At 45.3% G+C, this 19,059-nt stretch carries 24 protein-coding genes; 9 read left to right on the top strand and 15 right to left on the bottom strand.

Features of this window, described 5'->3' with window-relative positions:
* Nucleotides 1-62: 62 nt before the first annotated feature.
* Entirely contained in the window at nucleotides 63-455 is a 393-nt protein-coding gene (locus KNP87_RS01080) for a disulfide bond formation protein B (protein WP_026832501.1), read from the top strand.
* On the opposite strand, the gene KNP87_RS01075 is transcribed toward KNP87_RS01080, so the two are convergent.
* From KNP87_RS01075 to KNP87_RS01045, 7 genes are all read right to left on the bottom strand, one after another.
* Complete coding sequence (locus tag KNP87_RS01075; RefSeq protein ID WP_214720592.1) at nucleotides 449-1,744, bottom strand: FAD-dependent oxidoreductase; 1,296 nt, start codon at nucleotides 1,742-1,744, stop codon at nucleotides 449-451. The genes KNP87_RS01080 and KNP87_RS01075 overlap by 7 nt on opposite strands.
* Nucleotides 1,745-1,846: 102 nt before the next feature.
* Nucleotides 1,847-2,662, bottom strand: coding sequence for an ammonia-dependent NAD(+) synthetase (gene nadE, locus KNP87_RS01070; RefSeq protein WP_214720591.1), 816 nt, complete (start codon nucleotides 2,660-2,662; stop codon nucleotides 1,847-1,849).
* 7 nt (nucleotides 2,663-2,669) lie between these two features.
* Complete coding sequence (locus tag KNP87_RS01065) at nucleotides 2,670-3,155, bottom strand: BsuPI-related putative proteinase inhibitor (RefSeq protein WP_214720590.1); 486 nt, start codon at nucleotides 3,153-3,155, stop codon at nucleotides 2,670-2,672.
* Between the two features lie 92 nt (nucleotides 3,156-3,247).
* On the bottom strand, nucleotides 3,248-3,460 hold the full coding sequence (locus KNP87_RS01060; protein ID WP_026832498.1) for a hypothetical protein: 213 nt from the start codon (nucleotides 3,458-3,460) through the stop codon (nucleotides 3,248-3,250).
* A 356-nt stretch (nucleotides 3,461-3,816) separates the two neighbouring features.
* Nucleotides 3,817-4,908, bottom strand: a complete 1,092-nt coding sequence (locus tag KNP87_RS01055; RefSeq protein WP_214720589.1) for a virulence factor — start codon at nucleotides 4,906-4,908, stop codon at nucleotides 3,817-3,819.
* Nucleotides 4,909-5,078: 170 nt separating this feature from the next.
* Nucleotides 5,079-5,795, bottom strand: coding sequence for an alpha/beta fold hydrolase (locus KNP87_RS01050; protein WP_214720588.1), 717 nt, complete (start codon nucleotides 5,793-5,795; stop codon nucleotides 5,079-5,081).
* Nucleotides 5,796-5,802: 7 nt separating this feature from the next.
* Nucleotides 5,803-6,360, bottom strand: coding sequence for a GNAT family N-acetyltransferase (locus KNP87_RS01045; RefSeq protein WP_026832495.1), 558 nt, complete (start codon nucleotides 6,358-6,360; stop codon nucleotides 5,803-5,805).
* 120 nt (nucleotides 6,361-6,480) lie between these two features.
* Between KNP87_RS01045 and KNP87_RS01040 the strand changes: the two genes are divergently transcribed.
* From KNP87_RS01040 to KNP87_RS01025, 4 genes are all read left to right on the top strand, one after another.
* Entirely contained in the window at nucleotides 6,481-7,209 is a 729-nt protein-coding gene (locus KNP87_RS01040) for a hypothetical protein (RefSeq protein ID WP_026832494.1), read from the top strand.
* Between the two features lie 249 nt (nucleotides 7,210-7,458).
* Nucleotides 7,459-7,752, top strand: coding sequence for a hypothetical protein (locus tag KNP87_RS01035; RefSeq protein WP_026832492.1), 294 nt, complete (start codon nucleotides 7,459-7,461; stop codon nucleotides 7,750-7,752).
* Between the two features lie 291 nt (nucleotides 7,753-8,043).
* Complete coding sequence (brnQ, locus tag KNP87_RS01030) at nucleotides 8,044-9,369, top strand: branched-chain amino acid transport system II carrier protein (RefSeq protein WP_026832491.1); 1,326 nt, start codon at nucleotides 8,044-8,046, stop codon at nucleotides 9,367-9,369.
* A 64-nt stretch (nucleotides 9,370-9,433) separates the two neighbouring features.
* Nucleotides 9,434-10,306 (top strand): DegV family protein, encoded by an 873-nt coding sequence (locus tag KNP87_RS01025; protein ID WP_214720587.1) that lies wholly within the window; start codon nucleotides 9,434-9,436, stop codon nucleotides 10,304-10,306.
* 39 nt (nucleotides 10,307-10,345) lie between these two features.
* Here KNP87_RS01025 and KNP87_RS01020 read toward each other — a convergent pair whose 3' ends face one another.
* From KNP87_RS01020 to KNP87_RS01010, 3 genes are read right to left on the bottom strand one after another with little or no spacing between them, the layout of a single operon-like run.
* Nucleotides 10,346-10,843, bottom strand: coding sequence for an HAD family hydrolase (locus KNP87_RS01020; protein ID WP_214720586.1), 498 nt, complete (start codon nucleotides 10,841-10,843; stop codon nucleotides 10,346-10,348).
* Nucleotides 10,830-11,462, bottom strand: a complete 633-nt coding sequence (locus KNP87_RS01015; protein ID WP_051524799.1) for a phosphatase PAP2 family protein — start codon at nucleotides 11,460-11,462, stop codon at nucleotides 10,830-10,832. The genes KNP87_RS01020 and KNP87_RS01015 overlap by 14 nt, the downstream gene beginning before the upstream one ends.
* Nucleotides 11,463-12,008, bottom strand: coding sequence for a phosphatidylglycerophosphatase A family protein (locus KNP87_RS01010; protein WP_026832488.1), 546 nt, complete (start codon nucleotides 12,006-12,008; stop codon nucleotides 11,463-11,465).
* A 145-nt stretch (nucleotides 12,009-12,153) separates the two neighbouring features.
* Here KNP87_RS01010 and KNP87_RS01005 point away from each other — a divergent pair, with 145 nt between their 5' ends.
* Nucleotides 12,154-12,666 carry a YjcG family protein gene (locus KNP87_RS01005; RefSeq protein WP_026832487.1) on the top strand — a complete coding sequence of 171 codons (513 nt, stop codon included), beginning with the start codon at nucleotides 12,154-12,156 and terminating at the stop codon, nucleotides 12,664-12,666.
* 2 nt (nucleotides 12,667-12,668) lie between these two features.
* Here the strand turns inward: KNP87_RS01005 and KNP87_RS01000 are convergent, their stop codons facing one another.
* The gene (locus KNP87_RS01000) at nucleotides 12,669-12,872 is read right to left on the bottom strand and encodes a hypothetical protein (protein WP_014970836.1); all 204 of its coding nucleotides are present in this window, start codon (nucleotides 12,870-12,872) and stop codon (nucleotides 12,669-12,671) included.
* A 130-nt stretch (nucleotides 12,873-13,002) separates the two neighbouring features.
* Nucleotides 13,003-13,776, bottom strand: a complete 774-nt coding sequence (fabI, locus tag KNP87_RS00995) for an enoyl-ACP reductase FabI (RefSeq protein WP_119923237.1) — start codon at nucleotides 13,774-13,776, stop codon at nucleotides 13,003-13,005.
* A gap of 144 nt (nucleotides 13,777-13,920) precedes the next feature.
* Here fabI and KNP87_RS00990 point away from each other — a divergent pair, with 144 nt between their 5' ends.
* Nucleotides 13,921-15,090 carry an FtsW/RodA/SpoVE family cell cycle protein gene (locus tag KNP87_RS00990; RefSeq protein ID WP_214720585.1) on the top strand — a complete coding sequence of 390 codons (1,170 nt, stop codon included), beginning with the start codon at nucleotides 13,921-13,923 and terminating at the stop codon, nucleotides 15,088-15,090.
* A gap of 43 nt (nucleotides 15,091-15,133) precedes the next feature.
* Here KNP87_RS00990 and KNP87_RS00985 read toward each other — a convergent pair whose 3' ends face one another.
* From KNP87_RS00985 to yjbM, 3 genes are read right to left on the bottom strand one after another with little or no spacing between them, the layout of a single operon-like run.
* Complete coding sequence (locus KNP87_RS00985; RefSeq protein WP_214720584.1) at nucleotides 15,134-16,012, bottom strand: RluA family pseudouridine synthase; 879 nt, start codon at nucleotides 16,010-16,012, stop codon at nucleotides 15,134-15,136.
* A 14-nt stretch (nucleotides 16,013-16,026) separates the two neighbouring features.
* Entirely contained in the window at nucleotides 16,027-16,830 is an 804-nt protein-coding gene (locus KNP87_RS00980) for an NAD kinase (RefSeq protein WP_026832483.1), read from the bottom strand.
* A 10-nt stretch (nucleotides 16,831-16,840) separates the two neighbouring features.
* Nucleotides 16,841-17,491, bottom strand: a complete 651-nt coding sequence (gene yjbM / locus KNP87_RS00975) for a GTP diphosphokinase (protein WP_026832482.1) — start codon at nucleotides 17,489-17,491, stop codon at nucleotides 16,841-16,843.
* Nucleotides 17,492-17,596: 105 nt separating this feature from the next.
* Here yjbM and KNP87_RS00970 point away from each other — a divergent pair, with 105 nt between their 5' ends.
* Nucleotides 17,597-18,172, top strand: a complete 576-nt coding sequence (locus KNP87_RS00970; protein ID WP_251135368.1) for a CYTH domain-containing protein — start codon at nucleotides 17,597-17,599, stop codon at nucleotides 18,170-18,172.
* Nucleotides 18,173-18,263: 91 nt separating this feature from the next.
* The gene (locus KNP87_RS00965; RefSeq protein ID WP_026832480.1) at nucleotides 18,264-19,055 is read left to right on the top strand and encodes a DsbA family protein; all 792 of its coding nucleotides are present in this window, start codon (nucleotides 18,264-18,266) and stop codon (nucleotides 19,053-19,055) included.
* Nucleotides 19,056-19,059: the final 4 nt, after the last annotated feature.

Below are 19,059 nucleotides of genomic sequence, written 5' to 3'. Positions count from 1 at the left end.
ATGATCCGACTCCTCATGATATAAGATGGCATTAGTTTAACACGTTAGAGAGGAAGGTACATATGTCACGCTATCATTTTATGTTGATCGTCTCAACAGTCGCGACTCTCGGAAGTCTTTACTTCAGTGAAATTCGCGGATTTATTCCCTGTCCGTTGTGCTGGTGGCAACGCTTATTCATGTATACGACGGCCATTTACTTATTGATTTCTTTATTCCGCAACCGACCGGTTGATGCCTTTTTCATCCGCGTCTATACGGTGCTTGGTTTTGCTGTCGCCGCTTATCATGTCATCTTGGAACGTTTACCGGATGGAGAAGCACTTTGTACGAATGGATGTCTAATCCAGTGGGTCAATTATTTTGGGTTCTTGACGATTCCGATGATGAGCTTGATTGCTTTTACGATTTTGGTTGTCCTTGCCTTCTATCCGCAACAAAAAAACGCTCAATGAGCGTTTTTTTGTTGCCATGCTTCTGCAACGGTATACGCACTGGAAAACGATAACTCGGATAACTGCCCTTCTCCTTCACACCAATCCCCGACGAAAGCGACCTTTTCCTCACGCTCTTCAGGCATGAAGCAAGGTAAGGCAGCTTGTCCCATCTTCCACTTGATTTCTTGTACAATCGCCCGCTTCATCGTTCGCTCCGTCACCAACTGTTCACGCCATCCGGCGTAATGCTGATCGAGCAAACGATGGATGTGCTTCACTTTTTCACTCAAATAATCTGGATGACCGACACGGTCATGCACTAAATACGCGACGACTTGCAGAACTTGACCATTTTTTGGCGCAATACTTGGGTCGTAATGCGATAAATCCGTCACGAACAATTGATGCGTTCGATCATACACATATGAAAAAGGTGTCTTGATATAAGGATGCACCCCGACATCATAGACGAGAACTTCAACGGGTTCATATTGAGCATAAGGTTCGATGAACAGCTGAATCGGTGTCGGTAAGGCAAGTTTCCGCATCTCTCGGGGCGGAATGGCCAACACGATACGATCGACGGTCCATTCGGTCTTTTTCCGGTCACGTAACCGGTAACCGGTATCACTTTCTTCAATCGCTGTGATTTTTGTTTTACGGTGAATCGTCCCGTCATGTAGCATGACCACTCGTTCTAGTTCATTGATGAGAACCTGCCAACCACCGGCAATGTAGGAAACCGGCTTTCGGGTGCGAAACAGTTTTTTATAATAGTTGAAATAGACGTCTGAGGGAATGTTTTCAGGTTCCGCCGTAAAAAAGTTACTGGAAGCCAGATCAAGCATCAAGCGCGAGACGTCTGCTTCTACCTTCTCTTGTATCAACCACTGACCAATTGACAACGCTGGGTCTCCCTGTTCGAGATGTAGGACGGTTTTGACGACTTCCCATGTAAACCGGAGCTTATCGGTTCCACCGATGACTTCCGTTTTCAACAGACCGATTGCATTGGCCGGAGCAGCGGTCAAATGACCTGCAAATTCGTATTTGGCTTTCGCGGAAGAAAAATCCAGCCAGGTGATGTCTAATTTCAGCTGTCTAATGATTGTCCGCAATATCGATTGATCCCGTGCATAAACAGCGTGAGCTCCGTAATTGAATGTAAAGCCTTTGATCACTTGTGAAGTCGCTCTTCCACCCAACAGACCGGTATCATACAACTGAACTCGTTTTCCTTGCTGTGCGAGAAGAGCAGCCGCTGACAAACCTGCTAATCCGCCACCAATGATTCCAACCGTCTCCACACCATCACCTCCAGCTTTTCAAAAAGATGCTATCTTTTTTCTTTTCCCGATTATGGACGAAAAAAACGACAGCTCAGTCGGCTGTCGTTTTTACGCGATGACTTATTTCCACCAAACATCAAGTGGCGAGACCGGCATGTGGTGTTTATGACCAACCCGTTTGTATTGTGCTTCCAGTTTTGCGGCACTTTCGCTCGAAATCGACTTCCCTTCCAGATAGTCATCAATTTCATCGTAGGTCATACCAAGTGCTTGTTCATCCGGTAAACCCGGTTGGTTATCCTCCAAATCGGCCGTCGGTACTTTTTCGATCAGAGCGTTTGGCGCCTGAAGATGACGGAGTAACTGTTTTCCTTGACGTTTGTTGAGCCCAGTCAGCGGCGTAACATCACAAGCGCCGTCCCCGTGTTTTGTATAAAATCCGGTCACGAATTCTGCGGCATGATCCGTTCCGACAACTAAACAACCGAAGTGTGCCGCGAGATCATACTGCGCCTTCATCCGTTCCCGTGCCTTTGTATTTCCTTTACTGAAGTCAGACAGCTCTTGTCCCGTTGCTTGTTCAAATGACGCCATCGATGCGTCGACAGCCGGTTTGATGTCGACACGTAACGCATGGTCCGGACGAATGAAGGATAATGCGAGTTGCGCATCAGACTCATCTTGTTGTTGACCGTGTGGCAAACGGACAGCATAAAATTGATAGTCGCGATCCGTCTCACTTCTCAGCTCCTCGACCGCCAACTGGCACAAACGCCCCGCAAGCGAAGAGTCTTGTCCTCCCGAAATCCCGAGTACCAATCCTTTTGCTCCGGTGTGCAGCAGATACTCTTTTAAGAACTGAACACGTTGCTTGATTTCTTCTTCTGCTTGAATGACCGGCTTGACACCCGTCACCTGAATGATGTCTTGTTGCATGAAACATTCACTCTCCTTTTTCATTGTCGATTTTTTGGCGATCCGTCATGACGGATTCCGGCGTCCCTTCCACCTGTCGAATCGTCGACGCCTCGATTTGGTCTGCTCGACTGGACTGCGGCAACTCGATTCTGACTTCGTACCGCTTGCTCTCCAAAGCTTTAAACGTTTCCTTTTCAATCGCTTGTGTAAACACTTGTTCTTGCGAGAACGTATACAGCATTTTCCCCGTCTCGTCTTTGACAATCAACTCAAATCGTTGGGACGTCGGAAACGTCACTGTCACATCCTGCTTATTTGGATTCTTCAGCAAAACGATTGCTTCTACGATTCCCGATTCCGGTTGTTCCGCCGACACCGCAATTGTTATCGGCTGACTGGTTACTTCATCCTGTGCTGTTTGTTTATTCTGGCTGTTTTTTTCTTGTTGCGCACAACCTGCGAAAACGATTGTGAACAAAACGAGACAAGATAACCGGCTTATCCACTTCAAAACACCGCCCCCTCTCTTCTCTACTACAGATTTTAGCACAAAAAAGAGGAGGAATAAGGTCGTAACCTCATCCCTCCTCGTTGGTTCACATATTAGGCAACCGGAATTGCTGCTTTGTTTTTTGTCATTGAAAACAGTTGCTCGATCCCCGTTACGAACAACTCGTCACAAATCGCGTCCGTCGCCGTTGCAGGAGCCACAAGCGTGATTGTCCGGCTGTCCATTGTCTCGATTGTCACGAAGACGCCCGAAGCCGTCCGCTCTTTATACCCCACCGCTAAGTCTGTTTCAGCAAAAAGTATCATATCCCCGAATCTCCTTTAAAGTCAGATGTCAGTCAAACCAAAATAGCTGTTTGAAATCGAATCAGTTATTGTGTTTTCACTTTATCAAACGGGAAGAAAGGTCGGGAAATTGTCATTCGACAATTTGTATCAAAACTTTGTATCAAAAAATACAACCATATTTTTACACAAAGATTTAGTTGGCTCATACAGCTTAAAAACTTCGATATATCGCCATATTTCAAATCCATTTCAAATCCATTACAGAAAAATATTCATTTTTTTCCAATATATATTGTTCCATAGGTAAAATATACCTAGACAACTGGTGCGTTATTTTGTCGAATGGTTCTGTACACCCTCTTATTTTTAAGTTCTTATGAACTTTCTCCGGTCATTCGATTCATTTGTTGCCAAACCGTCCCTAGTGCTTCTTCCCCGCTCTCGATTCGAGCTAAGGCAAGTTCCGCCTGCAAGGCCACTTCATATTCCCGATCTTGAACCGCTTCTTTTAAGCGGGGGACCGATTGCTCTGTCCCGACATCAAATAAGAACCGGGCAGCCCGCCAACGAACAAGCTTATTTTTATCCGTCAATGCTTCAATCATCATCGGCTCTGCTTCTACCAACGCCCAGTCTGAAATCGTATCTCCGGCTGTTCGACGTACACTACTCGAAGGATCGTGCAAGGCATTCGTAATGTACTCCAATAACTCCAAACGATTTTCTTCGAACATACCGAGTTTGACGACAGCTTGTCTGCGAATCTGCATTTTTTCGTCTTGTAGCATTCTGGCATACGCCGGAATCCACTCGAGTTCAATTGGCAACTCATCAAGTGCTGCAAATCGTTGTTTCCAATCGTTTGATGTGAGTGCCTGTCCGTCAAATGTCACTTCTTCTCCTGAAGCAATCGTTTTTAAGCGATTGATTCGCTCAACGGGATAAGCGACCTCGATTTCTTGTGCGACTTCAGCAAGACTTTCATCCAAGTCGCCATAACGCGGCGCCTGTTCGACCCAGCGGCGATCACTGATGACATTCTTGACGAACGGTTGCACGAACAAGGCTGCTTCTCGAAAACGGTCCGATAACCCGTATCGCTTCTCTTCGAGACCTTTAACTCCTTTCAGTTGCATCGGAACCCCTAAAATGAATTGAACAAATAAATGGACAGGTTCAAAGGCCGCATCTGTTTCATGTTGTTCGACATCACTCAGGATTTCTCCGAAAGCCCGGCGGATTTCAATGACAAGCGTGCGCCAATCATACTTTGGAAAACGTTCGACTGCTAAAAAATCACTGACTTGATACACGGATTTGATTCCTGGAATATCGAGTAGTTTGGCGACATGATCAGGTGCACCAAACGCATGCTCAAAGGTCTGGCCTTTTTCAGAAAACGTCTCATCGACGATGACTTTCATATTATTCGGACTTGGTGTTGGTTCAATAGCTATAATTTTCATCTGTATCCCTCCCTCTTCATCATTCAGAAATTTACTTGGAATTGCAATGCAAAAGCTCAAAAAATGAGGACTGAACCAAAAAGGGATCACTCTTCCTTTCACGCGTTTTCCTGTCGGAGTCACGTGAAACGAGTCATCCCTTTTTAAACGAATTTGACTAAATAAAACCGTTATTTCGCAAACGCTTCTTCCACAAAATCAGCGAACGCATCAGGTGTCTCGAGCATTCCCATATGGCTGCTGTCCGTCGACCGGAATAGAATCCGTTCATTTTGTGGCGCAAACGCACTCTCTTCTGTAATCAAGGGATCAAGCGTCCCGTGGAGAATCAGACCACGGACAGACGTGTTGCTTAATGTTTTCGTCAGATCTCTTCGATCACGCATCGCAGATAATGCTCGAATCGCCCCTTCAACCGTCATCATGTATCCCAATTCTTTTGCCTCTGAGATCAGCATCGGGTCCGCTCCGTCGGCAAAAAGTCCGGGTACAAGTCCGTCAACGAATTCCCGGACACCGATCTCTTTCACACGGCTGATGTTTTGATTGCGCTTTTGTTTTCCTTCATCTGTATCCGCCTTAGCTGTTGAATAGACCAGTCCGAATCCAGAAATTTTTTCGGGATACATCTCAACGATGGCAGAAACGATATAGCCACCAAAAGAGTGACCGATGACAATCGGTTGGTCGATCCCTCTTCGTTCGAGATCTTCCATCACCCATGTCGCGAATCCTTCCATTGTATCCGGACCCACTGCTTCTCCTTCATGTCCGGGCAGTGCTAACACCAGAACATCAAACGATAAACGAAGACGGGCTTCCACCCGGTTAAAATAATCTGTCCCTCCGGCAAATCCATGCAATAAGACTAGTGACTGTTTCGACATTCAATGGTCATCCTTTCCATTCCGATGCAAGCATCCGGTAAATTGTTAAATCCATGAAACGTCCGTGACTATACGCATAATCCTCGAGCAATCCCTCTGCTTGAAAACCAAGCTTTTGGACAAGCGCGTTCGAGGCGATATTTTCGGGTGCCACCAGAGCACTGATGCGATGAAGGGCAAAATCTTCAAAACCGTGTGTCAAGACAGCTCGTGCCGCTTCCGATGCTACACCTTGCTGCCAATATTCTTGACTGACTTCAAAGCCGATTTCAGCTCGATGATATTGGGTTAACCAATTATGAAAACCAATCGTTCCAACGAGTTGATTGGTTTGCTGATCGGCGATCGCCCATCGAATGGCTTTTCCTTGAGTGAACTGTTCCTTGAAATAACTGATGACATTTTTGGCTTCATAAACTGTGACCAACGGATCTGATCCGTAATAGTACATGACCTCATCATCTGATAAAATCTTGAACAGATCACGTGCATCCCTATTTTCTAGTTCACGTAAGATAAAGCGTTCCGTCTTTAGTTCTGGGAATGGTTTGCGTAACCCCCACATCACCTATCACCTCTTTTCTTTATTATGCCCGTTTTCAGCGGGAAATATCCTTTTCGCGTCATAGAAGTTTTGCTACTATTGAAATAATAGGATTGATTGTTCAGGAAGGAAGGCTTGTTTATGTCTAATTCATTACTTTATCTATACGAAGATGCGGAGAATCACCGATTGACGATGTCCGGTGTGACCTTTGCCGATTTCATTGTTGCGACTGATTCAAAACGCCCTTTACTCATTTCAGGTGCCGCCTTCAAGTCTGCCAAACAGTCCTTGCGAACATCTTTTCATTACGTGGAAGGACACGAAGTCGAACAGTTCGTTCAGTCTGGTGAAGTCGAACGTTTTCCGTTAAGCGCAATCGACATCCGGTCCTCCCATTCACTTGATACATTGACAGACGCTGAAATCGCAGAACTTTTGTTCATCATGCATATGAAACGCGGTATGCCGAGTCCGTTTACGTCGTCTGTCGAAAATGAGATGGTTTACTTTAGTGAAAACCCCGGTGTACAAGCCACTGTCTATTTAAAAGACTGGTCACGAATCGAACAGCTGTTGACCTTTTTGATTCAACGGAAAATGCGTCGCGAGTTGCGTCTTCCTTCTTCTCCGTTAACGGCTGAAATCATTATCAACTTACGTCATCTGCTCAGTGAAGGAATTTTGATGGATTTTGCGAATGCCAAACAATCCGTTTTTACAAGAAACATCAGCATTCCGGTCTACGCCGCCGGACGGTACGAAGATATGACCGTCTTGAAGGAAGACCTTGATTCTAAAAAGGAATCCATCGTCAAACGTGGTGAGTTGGTTCATCGTAAGAAAAATTGGAGTTTGGAGTTACAATGATCTTCAGCATCTTCGTCCGCCACGGACAAGATGCTTTTTTCATATGTCCGTTCCTCTTCGTTTCCTGGCTCTTTTCAAGTAATGTCTTATATGACAATACTGTTACCAAATCGTTTGAATTTTCACATAAATTAGTACTGGCATCTTCAGCAGACTTCGTTATAATGAGATTAACCTTTTGGAAGTTAGAAGTTGTACCTGTTTTTCTTACGATTTTCGAGAATGCATCAACTGAAGGAGGAAATTAGCATGGATCAGTTAAAAGTGAACGGAATCGGTTCATTCACGAAGTTTGCAACGAACGGAAACATTCTGAAATTAAAGGATGCGACGACGGGCGAGCTGAAAGTCTCCCTGAATGAAGCGAGCTCAATGACTATTTCACCAATTGATGAAGAAACAGGATTATTCATTATCCACGGTCAGCAACAAGAACCACTCGTGGAACTGACCCTCCCTCGTCAATCGTGCGAAGTCGTTCACGCTTGGCTACTCCATAAACTGAGACGACAAAAGAAAGGTCGTTTCATGGCATCTAGCTAAACTCCTACTCTTTTTAGTTTACCATGGGTAATTCAATCATTTCATCCCTCTACCTGTAAGGTCAAAACGTTGACCTCACAGGTTTTTTTGGTATCAAGGAACAGCTGAAAAAAGACAGGTTGAGGATTTATTTTGTCCATGTTAACCTTAAAAAATGAATGTTTGCTTAAGGATTTGCTTTTTTACAAGAAGGATGGACAACGAGACGAACGAATATTCTAAAAATTCTTTCATCACTTGTGGTCTAATGGTATAGTGGACAAGATTATTGAAAAACAGGAGGTAACTTATATGTTGAACCGGAAAGACATCTTTGCTTTAGGATTCATGATTTTTGCTTTATTTTTTGGTGCAGGTAACCTAATTTTCCCTCCTGAACTCGGTGCCTTAGCCGGAACACAATTTTTGCCTGCTATGCTCGGCTTTATCGTGACCGGCGTTGGATTGCCGTTAGCCGGATTGATTGCCGTCGCCTGGGTAGGTGGCGGGATTAGCACGCTTGCCAACCCGCTTCCGAAATTCGTCAGCGCCCTTTTGACTTTTGCGCTCTATGTCGCGATTGGTCCGTTTTTCGGGATTCCCCGAACGTCCGTCGTCACGTATGAGCTCGGTGTGGTTCCTTTCCTGAGTGGACCATCCCAAACTAGCCTGGTGATCTCTTCAACCATTTTCTTTTTAGTAACTTTATACTTGGTGCTTCGCCCTGGTAAATTACTTGATATCATCGGTCGGTTCATTACTCCACTGCTGCTCGTAGCACTCGCGACACTCAGTATCAGCAGTATCATCAATCCCCTTTCGCCGGTTCAACGTCCGGCACCCGGGTACGACACGTTTACCGATGCATTTATCCAAGGTTTTCTTCAAGGGTATCTGACACTCGATGCACTGGGCGCCCTTGTATTTGGTGTTATTATTTTGCACACACTGCACGCACGTGGTCTAAAACACCGAACGGCTCAACTTCAGACTGTGACACGGGCTGGTTTGATCGCTGCCGTTTCACTGACACTTGTCTATACAGGGCTTGGTTTCATCGGACGAAACAGTTTTGGTGCCGTCGGAGCTGTCGATGGTCCGTCGTTATTGCAACAATACGCGGATGACACGTTCGGAACGTTTGGTTTGATGATTTTAGGCGTCGCCATTTTACTCGCCTGTCTGACGACATCCGTTGGTCTCGTCACCGCTTTCTCCGAATACTTGATGACGTTTTCTAAACGGCTTTCCTTACCGGTTACGGGCATCTTCACGACAGTTCTCGGTTTCGCCATTTCGATTGTCGGTTTAAAAACGTTGCTCTCCATCGCGGTTCCCGTACTGATGTTTTTATACCCGATCGTCATCGTGTTAATTGGATTGACCTTCATTCGTTCCTTCTTAAAAAAACCAACACTCGTCTACCGGACGACACTGTTCGTGACGGCGTTCTTTTCTTTGTGGAGTGCCCTGCATTCCTTAAAAGTCTTACCGGGTGCACTGACTGCGGTCTACAAGATTTTCCCGCTGGTCGAACAAAATTTAGCATGGTTGTTGCCCGTTTTGATCACATTTATCGTCAGTTCATCGATTGGACACGTTTCAAAAGATTCTATTCCTGAAAAGCGTATTGGCTAGTGATGCCGCTTTCATGCCTATGGTATGATTAAAAAAATGAATTTCTACTGGAGGCGTCGCTTTAATGGATAAGATCGCTTGGATTACCGATAGTATGGCATTTTTCCCACCTGGGGAAGCAGAAAAAATCGGTGTCCATGTAGTACCAACTGTCATCATCATCAATGGAGAATCCTATCGTGAATACGTTGATCTATCGGTCGAGGAACTCGATGCGAAGATGCGTCACGATTCTTCCGTTATCCCGACCACCTCGCAGCCTTCTTTCGGTGAGTTAGTGGAACTGTACGAACGTCTCAAGACTGAAGGATATGACTACGGCTACGCCGTCCACATCACGAGTGGCTTAAGCGGAACGTACGCGAGCTCTGTAGCCGCTGCGGATGCCGTTGGTTTCAAACTCTATGCCATTGATTCCTATACAGGTGGTGCCAACCAACAGGAAATGTTACGGGTGTCGATGCAACTCGCACAGGCAGGAAAACGACCGGAGGAAGTCGTGACCGTCTTGGAGCAGTTTAAACATCAATCACACTTTTACCTCATCATCGGTAATATGGAAACGATGCGTCGAAGTGGTCGCGTGTCGAGCAGTCAATTTTTACTTGCCAACATGTTGAACATTAAACCCATCGTTAAGTTTGATGAAGTCGGAAAACTGGTTCCGTTCAAAAAAGTGCGTTCGATCAAAAAAGCCTTTAATGAAATGACTTCAGAGATTGCTTCACAGATCGCCAAGTCCGGCCTTTATCGACAAACGCTTTATATTGGTCATACGCTTGCTCGACCTGCCGCTGAACAATTACGGGATGCCCTTCAAGCTAAATTGCCACAGATTTCAATTGAGATCACACAGTTTGGACCCTCGATTTTGACGCATGCCGGTTCAGAAACGGTTGGTGTCTTTTGGTTCGATGAGATCCACGTCCCAACTTAATCAGAAAGCCCCTTGCCGATGTTTGGCAAGGGGCTTTTTTCAGTTTGAGACATTTTGTTTTAACAGTTGATCCAGAAGTTCCGCTTCGTCGGCGACCCGCTCAATCATCTGATAAGGTCGTTTCGTTCGACCGGACCAGATTTCAGCCGGATAAACCGTCCATTCCAGCTGTTCGATCTCTTCCAGATAGCTGAGTGTTGCTTCGAGGTCTGCCGTCTTATGATATTGACGCAACCAGTTCTCATATCGTTTGTCGGGTTTTCCGTCTTTTAGTAAGACACTGCCGCTTTCAAGAATTGCCCATTTCGGTTTAGCATCAATCTGGAACAACTCCAGTTGTCGAAACGTTTCAAGCGTCCGCTTCGTAAAGGGAATCACTTGATTGTGTTCGACGAGTCGTTTTAAGCGTAAGTGTGTCCGCATGGTCATAAAACGTTTATGACCATCCATACGTTCGACTAATAATGTCGGGACAGATAAGGTATTCATCACCTGCTCATCAAAAACCAAGCTGTGATCGATATCAAGTAGTAACATGCGTCCGCTCCTTTTTACGTCGAGACGAGATAAAAGCATAAGACAATCCTAGTATGAAAGCAGCAAAACAGAATCCACCGACGACATCCGAGAAATAATGGACGTTCAGGATGATGCGGGATGACCCCATTGCAAGAATCAACAGACTAAGGACTGTTCCTAATACGATTTTCCCGGTACGATTCAAAAACCGCCAGCTCAAAATTAAAAATCCGCCGTACACAGCAAAGGCCATCGATGAATGACCGCTTGGAAAACTATAGCCCACTCCCCCGACCAGTTCATTCAGTGAAGGCCGGTCTCGGACGAAGATGGCTTTTGCGACTTGGTTCAATACAGCTACTGCCGCAAATGACAATAGGTACCACAGGCTTCCGATCCGGTCACGCCAGAGATAGTAACTGATCAACGTCAAGATTAACGTGACGGTTACGGCTCCAACCCCGGATCCTAGCTGAGTGAACCAACTGACATAATCTGCTGGAACTTGTTTTGCCATTTGATTTGATAGTTGGGCGTCAAATAAAAAATAACCCGTCAAGCGAATCGAAATGGCGATACTAATGAAGAGAATGAACGCGATCCCAGAAAGAAGTAACGCACGCTGGTTTAATTTCATTTAATACGTTCCCTTCCGCTGTTCGAGTTCCTCTGCTGAATAATCTTCTTTATCACGCAAGCGGTGGGCCAACCGCCCGGACGCATTGGCTGCAATGGCCGCAACGATATCATCCATAAATGTATTGACGCGTCCATCGTCCACTTTCGTGTCCAGTTCTTTGATGATGCCGATTTTGGCTTTATCTAAATATCCGAACGTCGTGACGGCAATCGAACCGTACGTATTAACGGCACCAATCGCAATCGTCTCGTCCACGCCAAATAATCCTTCATCGCTGCGGATGATTGACAGAAGCGGTTCTGATAACAACCCTTTTTCTGCTAAGATATCCAGTTCCGCCCCCACAAGGATCGCATGTTGTAATTCACGTTTTTCGAGCACACGTTCGACAGAACTCGTACACGTTTCAAGTGTTAATTCGATTGTATACGGCGCTTGCATCTGATACACGATTTCCGCTATCGCATGAATCGTGACGCCCCGTTCGTGTAACTTATCAATTGCTGCTTGCTTAACCTCTTTTGAATGTGCTTTTTCTTTCATGACAAAATCCACCTCTCTGACAAAGTTCTTCACAAGTATACACGGATTCCCCCTCTCCCCTCAAACTTCTTTGACATCACGCCGATAATCCGTCATGATTATGCTGTAAAGCGTTATCATTTCAGGGGAAAGTAGGGGATTTTCGATGAACATCGGGGTAGTTTTGTTTCCATCGAAACGGATTCAGGATTTTGCGAATTCATACCGCAAACGGTATGATTCCAAGTACGCGTTGATCACACCACACATTACGATGCGCGAACGCATCAGTGTAGACGATTCAGAGCTCGATACGATCGTGGCTGCACTAAACAAGGTGGCGGCGCAAACAAAACCTGTTTCACTTCATATTCAAGGTGCACGGTCGTTTCACCCAACGAATAACGTCTTGTTCTTAAAGGTTATGCCGACGGATGAACTCGAACAACTTCACCGGGATTTACATGCCGGTGACCTCACGCATACACCGAAGTATGATTTTTTGCCGCACATCACAATCGGACAGGATTTATCCGATGTCGAGCTGTTTGACGTGCTCGAACGCTTAAAAATGGAAGATATCCGCTTCCAAGAAGACGTCACGAAAATGGCACTTCTTTATGAACTCGAAAATGGTTCTTGGAGTGTGTACGAGACGTTCCGATTTACAGGTCAATAACATCAAACTTCCCGGTCGAACGTGCGACCGGGAAGTTTTAATTCAGGCAATACACCATAGGCATTTGCTTGTTCTTCTAACTCCTCATGATGCGGTTCCACATATTTAATTGGATTGATGCGAGCGACCGGTTCTGTTTTCCGCTCCAAATCGACTCTGACTTGACGATTTACATATTGTACAACCGTAAAATCCACTTGATACATATGCCATCCCTCTCCCTCATCTTCAGCTTGTTATTGTCTTATTCCCAAAATGGCTTCGAGAAAAACAAAAAACCAAGGTTTCCCTTGGCTTTCACTGCATGTCTTGAGTTTTTCGAGACGGCAAATCTTATTATAGGATATGGAATCCGCTGTCGACGTGTAGAATTTCTCCCGTGACACCGCTCGACATTTGCGACAACAGGAACAATCCGCTGTGTCCAATCTGTTCCGTCGTGACATTCCGGTGAAGTGGTGCACGCTCTTCGATACTTTCAAGAATCGAATTAAAGTCACCGACACCTTTCGCTGAAACCGTCCGAATCGGTCCCGCTGAAATGGCATTGACACGTACGCCCTGCTTCCCGTATTCTGCTGCTAAGTAACGGACACTGGCATCAAGAGCCGCTTTTGCGACGCCCATGACATTGTAGTTCGGTACCATTTTTTCTCCACCGAGATACGTCAACGTGATGACAGAAGCATCTTCTGTAAAGAAGTCTTTTGCCGCTTTGACGACAGCCGTTAAGCTAAACGCTGAAATATCGAGTGCTTGCGCAAATTGTTCGCGCGTGACGTCTGAAAATTCACCGCGTAAAGCTTCTTTGTCCGCAAAGGCAATCGAGTGTGCAATCCCGGAGATTTTTCCATGATCGGCATGGATTGTTTGGAACACTTGGTTGATTTCTTCGTCACTCGTCACATCACACGTGTAATACGTTGCAGGACGTGAAAGTTCCTGACCCAATTTCTCGAGTGGTGCTTTAAAGCGTTCTCCTACGTACGTAAACGCCAAGCTAGCACCCGCTGCGTCTAAAGCACGTGCAATTCCCCACGCGATTGAACGTTGATTGATGACACCCATCACGACGTACGTCTTCCCTTCGAGCGAAGGATAAATATTCATTATGAGTTCCCCCTTGAATTAGTACCTGGTAATAACACCTATATCTAGGTTACAAAAACGTAACGCTTCTGTCAACCATCGCTCTTGATATTGCGATTTTGATAAATTACGGTAATATAGAAAGAGACAGAAAGTAGGGATGGAATGAACCGTTTTAAATCATTTACACAACGTTATGATAACACATTGCTTTTTTTGCTCGGCTGTCTGATGGTCGTCAGTATTTTGGCGATTTATACTGCACAACCGTTTTTGCAAGGGGCAATTAGTGAAATCAATTTCACCGCGAAACAAATTCAATGGTATGTGATCGGCTTCGTTGCACTATCCGTTGTCATCCTGATCGATTATGAACAACTGAAACGTTTTCACTGGTACTTGTACGGCGCCGGAATCCTTTCTTTGATTGGTCTTGTCGTTTTACGGAATACACCGCTAGTCGCAAATATCAAAGGAGCGTACGGATGGTATCAGTTCCCGGTTATCGGAACCGTCCAGCCTGCCGAGTTCATGAAATTTTTCTTGATTGTCACATTAGCGGCCGTCATCTCGGAGCATAATGCCCGTTATGTCCAACATGAACGGGATTTGTTATTGTTAGCCAAAATGGTTGCGATTACGTTACTTCCTTTAGGGTTGATCATCATTCAGCCTGACTTGGGAATCGGCTTAATCCTCTGTGTCATCTTAGCCTGTGCGATGTTGCTGTCCGGATTAAACTGGAAATGGTTGCTCAGTATGTTCGGTTTATTTGCCGTTGCAATTGTCGGCTTCTTTTACTTGTTTTATTTCCAAAACGATTTGCTGGCGACCTTCTTCCCGGGACATGCGATGAACCGGATCATGGCGTGGCTGCAACCGTTCGAATATGCAGATGATCTTTCTTATCAGCTGGTCCAGTCCATTAATGCAATCGGCTCTGGTCAGATGTTTGGTGTCGGTTACGGGAAACTCCAAGTCTCCGTACCGGAGCTCCACACCGACTTCATCTTTACGGCAATTTCTGCCCATTACGGATTCATTGGGGCTGCCGTCGTCTTGATAGTTTTGTTCTTATTCATCTATCGGTTGATTCAAATCGCTTTGGAAACAGCCGATCCGTTCGGAACTTACATCGTAACCGGTTATGTCGCGATGTTTACGTTCCAGATTTTCCAAAACATCGGTATGACGATGGGGGTCTTACCGATCACCGGTCTTCCTCTACCTTTCATCAGTTATGGTGGTTCGACGATGATTGTTAACCTGGTTGGTCTTGGTTTGATCATGGCGATTGCTTCACAGTCACGAATTTCGATGTTTGATGAAGATTAAAGCAAAAGAGTGGATTCCGAAATTGGAATCCACTCTTTTTGGTTTAAACAGATAAATCGTCCGGCAATGGTGCAATGAATGTCATCAGCTCACCTGTAGCGGGGTGTGGAAATGTAGCGGACGCACTATGTAACGCTTGTCGTGGAATAAGAGGCGTTCCCCGGTACATCGTGTCGCCGACCAAGGGATGACCCAAGGCTGCCAGATGGACACGAATTTGGTGCGTTCGACCGGTCTCTAATTTAATCGTCAATCGTGAAAGTGCCTTAGAAAACGCAGTGATGGGTTCACTCGTCAAGATATGCGTAATGGCCTGTTGTCCGTCCTCCCGCACCATTCGTTCCATAAAGGAATGATCAGTTTGACCAATCGGAAGATTGATCGTTTGGGGAGAAAGATGTCCCTCAATCAACGCGACATAGCGCCGATCGAGCAGACCATTTTGTTGCATCTTACTCAGTTGGTGGTGCGCAAGCGCATGCTTAGCAAAGACGACCAGACCACTTGTGTCGCGATCCAACCGATTGACGATATGAATCGCATAAGGAATATTGTGTTGTTGATAATAGCCGAGCACAAAATTCGACAAGGAACGTTCCGGATGAAGGCGCGAGGGAATCGATGCCATCCCGGGTGGTTTGTTGACGATCAATAACCAGTCGTCTTCGAACAGGACATCCAGCTCGCCACTTGTCGCGTGCATATCTTCGGCAGGATGTTCTTCCGGGAAGTGGACATGAATCTGATCTCCGGGATGGACGGTTTCCGTGACATTGACATGTTGACCATTCCGTAAGATCTCACCATGATGCTTGATCGACACAAGCATCTTGCGGGAGATATGTAGGCATGTGGTGCAAAAATAACTGACACTCCATCCCTCTTGTTCCCTAGTTACTTCTTTTTTTAATTGAAATGCCATGCTATTTACCTCGTTTAACTTCTTTCTTCTGCTAAAAATGATTCTCTTACTCTCTGCCAAAACGGGAAGGAACGGAATCGGGCGAATTTCACCTTTTTGTCCGATACACGACAACGAATCGATTTGACGTTTTGATGCACGATCGAAGCGTAATGATCGTACGTCAATTGAAAATCAATCGGATTAACGGGTCGGATTTCGACGTCATGATGTTTTGGAAGCAACATCGGGGAGCCAATTGTCCGGTACACCCGGTTATTGATTGATGCCATCTCTGTGATTTGAATCGCTTCTAACGCCGGATGCACGATCGCTCCACCCAGTGCCTTATTGTAGGCTGTCGAACCGGATGGCGTGGAGATGCATAACCCATCCCCCCGAAACGTCTCAAAGTACTCCCCACGAATCGAAAGGTCACACACTAACGTCTGGTTGAAGCTTTTGATTGTACATTCGTTAAGTGCTAACAACTGATTCGTCGAACCATCCGCATAGTCAATCGATAATTCAAGCAACGGATACTCGACCGTCGCGACATTGTTGTCCGCAATGTGCTGGATCAACTCACCCATCTCTTCCGGTCTCCAATCGGCATAAAAACCGAGATGCCCCGTATGAATCCCGACAAGCGTAATGTTCTCCACTTGATCCAAATAGGAATGGAAAGCCTGTAACATCGTCCCGTCCCCACCGATTGAAATCACGATTTCCGGAGTAACGGTGTCTCGATGACTTCCCCGTTCCATCAACGCTTGTTCCAATTGTTCCTTAAGCATGTGAGACCGTTCATCCCCGCGCGCTGTAACCGCAAAACGCATCGTCATCCCCCTACTCTTTCGATCGATTTTTAGTTTCAGTCGCTTGTCGTTCGTGTAACACGACTTGCGCATCTTGTATCTCTACTTTCAGCTGACTCATTTCCGCATCGAGCAGAAAAGCGGCTTCAGCCGCACGCCGTAATCGTTCTCGTGTCTCTTCCGGAATATTGCCCTGGTATTTATAGTTTAGAGAATGTTCAATCGTCGCCCAAAAATTCATCGCCAGTGTCCGAATTTGAATCTCGACAAGCGTCGGAACCTCTCCTTCAATCGTTTGAACCGGATAGGCGATGATGATGTGATACGAACGGTATCCACTCTCTTTCTTTTGCGTGATGTAGTTGCGTTCTTCAACAATCTTGAAATCTCCCCGTGACCGCAACAACTCTAAGACATGGATGATGTCGTCCACGAATTGACACATGATTCGAAGACCTGCAATATCTTGCATATCTTGATCAAGCAAGTCGATCTCAATCGATTTCCGTTCTGCCTTCTGTAAAATACTTTTTACAGGTTTGACACGCCCTGTGACAAATTCAATCGGTGAATGTTCCCCACGTTGTTGAAATTGTTTTCGAATGGCTTTTAGCTTTACCTTCAATTCATCCACTGCGATTTGGTACGGTGCGAGAAATAAATCCCAATTTTCTTTTGTCATCGTTGTTGTCACCACTTTTAGTCTAAATTATTGGTTCGATTCGTTCCTTTACACCATTCATGGTATCATATTTTCAAGCATTCAACTAGAAAGGTGTCGTTAGTAATGAGACAAGAAATGGAAATTGAATTTAAAAACCTGTTAGAAGAGTCGGAGTACAACCAACTGATGGAACACTACAACAAAAAAAGCTCATCTGTTTGGCAAGCGAACGACTATTTTGACACGCCTACCTTTGAACTTCGAAATCACGGTGCCGCTCTAAGAATCCGTGAAAAAAAATCAGGTCTCGTCTTGACCTTAAAAGAACCTAAAGACGATGGCTTACTTGAAACACACGTTTCTTTATCTGAAGCCGAGGCGGAAGATTTGTTCCAGTACGGACTGATCCATTCGAACGAAATGAAATCACAATTGGAAAAATTTAACTTATCTTCTTCACTTGAACACTTAGGACGTCTCGAAACAGAACGGTTTGAACAGCAGCTGGAGGCAGGATTGCTTGTTTTGGATAAAAGTCGTTATCTCGGTGTGACCGATTATGAGTTAGAGTTTGAGGTAACCGATTATGCAACCGGTAAGCAAGCATTTGAAGATTTGCTCCAATCAAACGGTATTCCACAACGTCAAACGAAAAATAAAATCGTCCGTTTCATGGACCTTAAAGCGCTTTCACGCTAATCGTGTAGAAATGTACAAGCAAAACCTTTGCTCTTTCTTTTTTTTCGTTGCTAAAATAGGGTAACGATATTAACAGAAAAGGGGTGAACGGATGGAACACGAACAATGTAACGGATCGTATTGTTCATTGGACGAACCATCAATTCAACAACCGACGAAACCTCTGGAAATTTATCATTTTCTAGACGTCACACAAACGGATGGTTTACGGTTGATTCCCGTTCTCAAGAAATTAGAATTAGAATACGGTCATTTATTCCGCATACGGACGATTGCAACGATTCCTTGTGCCCCATCCCGGTCGGCATGTGATATGTCGCCTCTGCTGATCTTAAAAGCGATTGAACTACAAGGAAAACCGCTTGGCATGCGCTTCATGCGCCGTTTACGGATGTTGCATAATGTTGAAGGCGAGCGTGCCTATTCACGCACCTCTTTAATGCATTTAGCGGAAGCCTTAACAGAATTTGGTCTGGATTTAGCAGAGTTCCATCGAGATATTGAGTCGGACACGATTCAATTGATGCTTGAAAAAGAGACGGAACTCGTTACAGACTGGGATGTCAGAATTCTACCAACGCTTGCTTTTGTTGGAGATGAGGAAGCAATCAAAGCCGAAGGTCATTATGAATATTTGATCTATGTATCCATTCTAAACGAATTATTGGAACAGCCTTTCGAGAAACAGGCAAAGCCTCCTCTCGAACAGTTCTTGAGACGGTATGACACGGCAACAACTTCTGAAATCGCCTTTATCTATGATGCGACAGAAGCGCAGGTCGAACATGAATTAAAAAAACTAATGCTTCAACAAAAATGTGTTTCCCTTTCTTACTGTGACGGTAAAGTCTGGCGTCACTTGAAAGATTCAGCACATGCTTAATAAA

The sequence above is a fragment of the Exiguobacterium sp. s192 genome (genome assembly GCF_018618795.1).
Taxonomy (GTDB): Bacteria; Bacillota; Bacilli; order Exiguobacteriales; family Exiguobacteriaceae; genus Exiguobacterium_A; species Exiguobacterium_A undae.
The sequence above is the reverse complement of the archived record's forward strand: the minus strand, read 5'-3'. Positions and strand labels throughout refer to the sequence as shown.

What these genes read in the sequence shown, in the direction of transcription:
- KNP87_RS00970 (WP_251135368.1), top strand. Translation starts at nt 17,597, where the DNA reads ATGAGACAAGAAATGGAAATTGAATTTAAAAACCTGTTAGAAGAGTCG.
- KNP87_RS00965 (WP_026832480.1), top strand. Translation starts at nt 18,264, where the DNA reads ATGGAACACGAACAATGTAACGGATCGTATTGTTCATTGGACGAACCA.
- KNP87_RS01040 (WP_026832494.1), top strand. Translation starts at nt 6,481, where the DNA reads ATGTCTAATTCATTACTTTATCTATACGAAGATGCGGAGAATCACCGA.
- KNP87_RS01020 (WP_214720586.1), bottom strand. Translation starts at nt 10,843, where the DNA reads ATGTTACTACTTGATATCGATCACAGCTTGGTTTTTGATGAGCAGGTG.
- KNP87_RS00980 (WP_026832483.1), bottom strand. Translation starts at nt 16,830, where the DNA reads ATGCGTTTTGCGGTTACAGCGCGCGGGGATGAACGGTCTCACATGCTT.
- KNP87_RS01055 (WP_214720589.1), bottom strand. Translation starts at nt 4,908, where the DNA reads ATGAAAATTATAGCTATTGAACCAACACCAAGTCCGAATAATATGAAA.
- brnQ (WP_026832491.1), top strand. Translation starts at nt 8,044, where the DNA reads ATGTTGAACCGGAAAGACATCTTTGCTTTAGGATTCATGATTTTTGCT.
- KNP87_RS01005 (WP_026832487.1), top strand. Translation starts at nt 12,154, where the DNA reads ATGAACATCGGGGTAGTTTTGTTTCCATCGAAACGGATTCAGGATTTT.
- KNP87_RS01010 (WP_026832488.1), bottom strand. Translation starts at nt 12,008, where the DNA reads ATGAAAGAAAAAGCACATTCAAAAGAGGTTAAGCAAGCAGCAATTGAT.
- KNP87_RS01000 (WP_014970836.1), bottom strand. Translation starts at nt 12,872, where the DNA reads ATGTATCAAGTGGATTTTACGGTTGTACAATATGTAAATCGTCAAGTC.
- fabI (WP_119923237.1), bottom strand. Translation starts at nt 13,776, where the DNA reads ATGAATATTTATCCTTCGCTCGAAGGGAAGACGTACGTCGTGATGGGT.
- KNP87_RS01060 (WP_026832498.1), bottom strand. Translation starts at nt 3,460, where the DNA reads ATGATACTTTTTGCTGAAACAGACTTAGCGGTGGGGTATAAAGAGCGG.
- KNP87_RS01015 (WP_051524799.1), bottom strand. Translation starts at nt 11,462, where the DNA reads ATGAAATTAAACCAGCGTGCGTTACTTCTTTCTGGGATCGCGTTCATT.
- KNP87_RS01025 (WP_214720587.1), top strand. Translation starts at nt 9,434, where the DNA reads ATGGATAAGATCGCTTGGATTACCGATAGTATGGCATTTTTCCCACCT.
- KNP87_RS00990 (WP_214720585.1), top strand. Translation starts at nt 13,921, where the DNA reads ATGAACCGTTTTAAATCATTTACACAACGTTATGATAACACATTGCTT.
- KNP87_RS01045 (WP_026832495.1), bottom strand. Translation starts at nt 6,360, where the DNA reads ATGTGGGGGTTACGCAAACCATTCCCAGAACTAAAGACGGAACGCTTT.
- nadE (WP_214720591.1), bottom strand. Translation starts at nt 2,662, where the DNA reads ATGCAACAAGACATCATTCAGGTGACGGGTGTCAAGCCGGTCATTCAA.
- KNP87_RS01080 (WP_026832501.1), top strand. Translation starts at nt 63, where the DNA reads ATGTCACGCTATCATTTTATGTTGATCGTCTCAACAGTCGCGACTCTC.
- KNP87_RS01050 (WP_214720588.1), bottom strand. Translation starts at nt 5,795, where the DNA reads ATGTCGAAACAGTCACTAGTCTTATTGCATGGATTTGCCGGAGGGACA.
- KNP87_RS00985 (WP_214720584.1), bottom strand. Translation starts at nt 16,012, where the DNA reads ATGGCATTTCAATTAAAAAAAGAAGTAACTAGGGAACAAGAGGGATGG.
- KNP87_RS01035 (WP_026832492.1), top strand. Translation starts at nt 7,459, where the DNA reads ATGGATCAGTTAAAAGTGAACGGAATCGGTTCATTCACGAAGTTTGCA.
- yjbM (WP_026832482.1), bottom strand. Translation starts at nt 17,491, where the DNA reads ATGACAAAAGAAAATTGGGATTTATTTCTCGCACCGTACCAAATCGCA.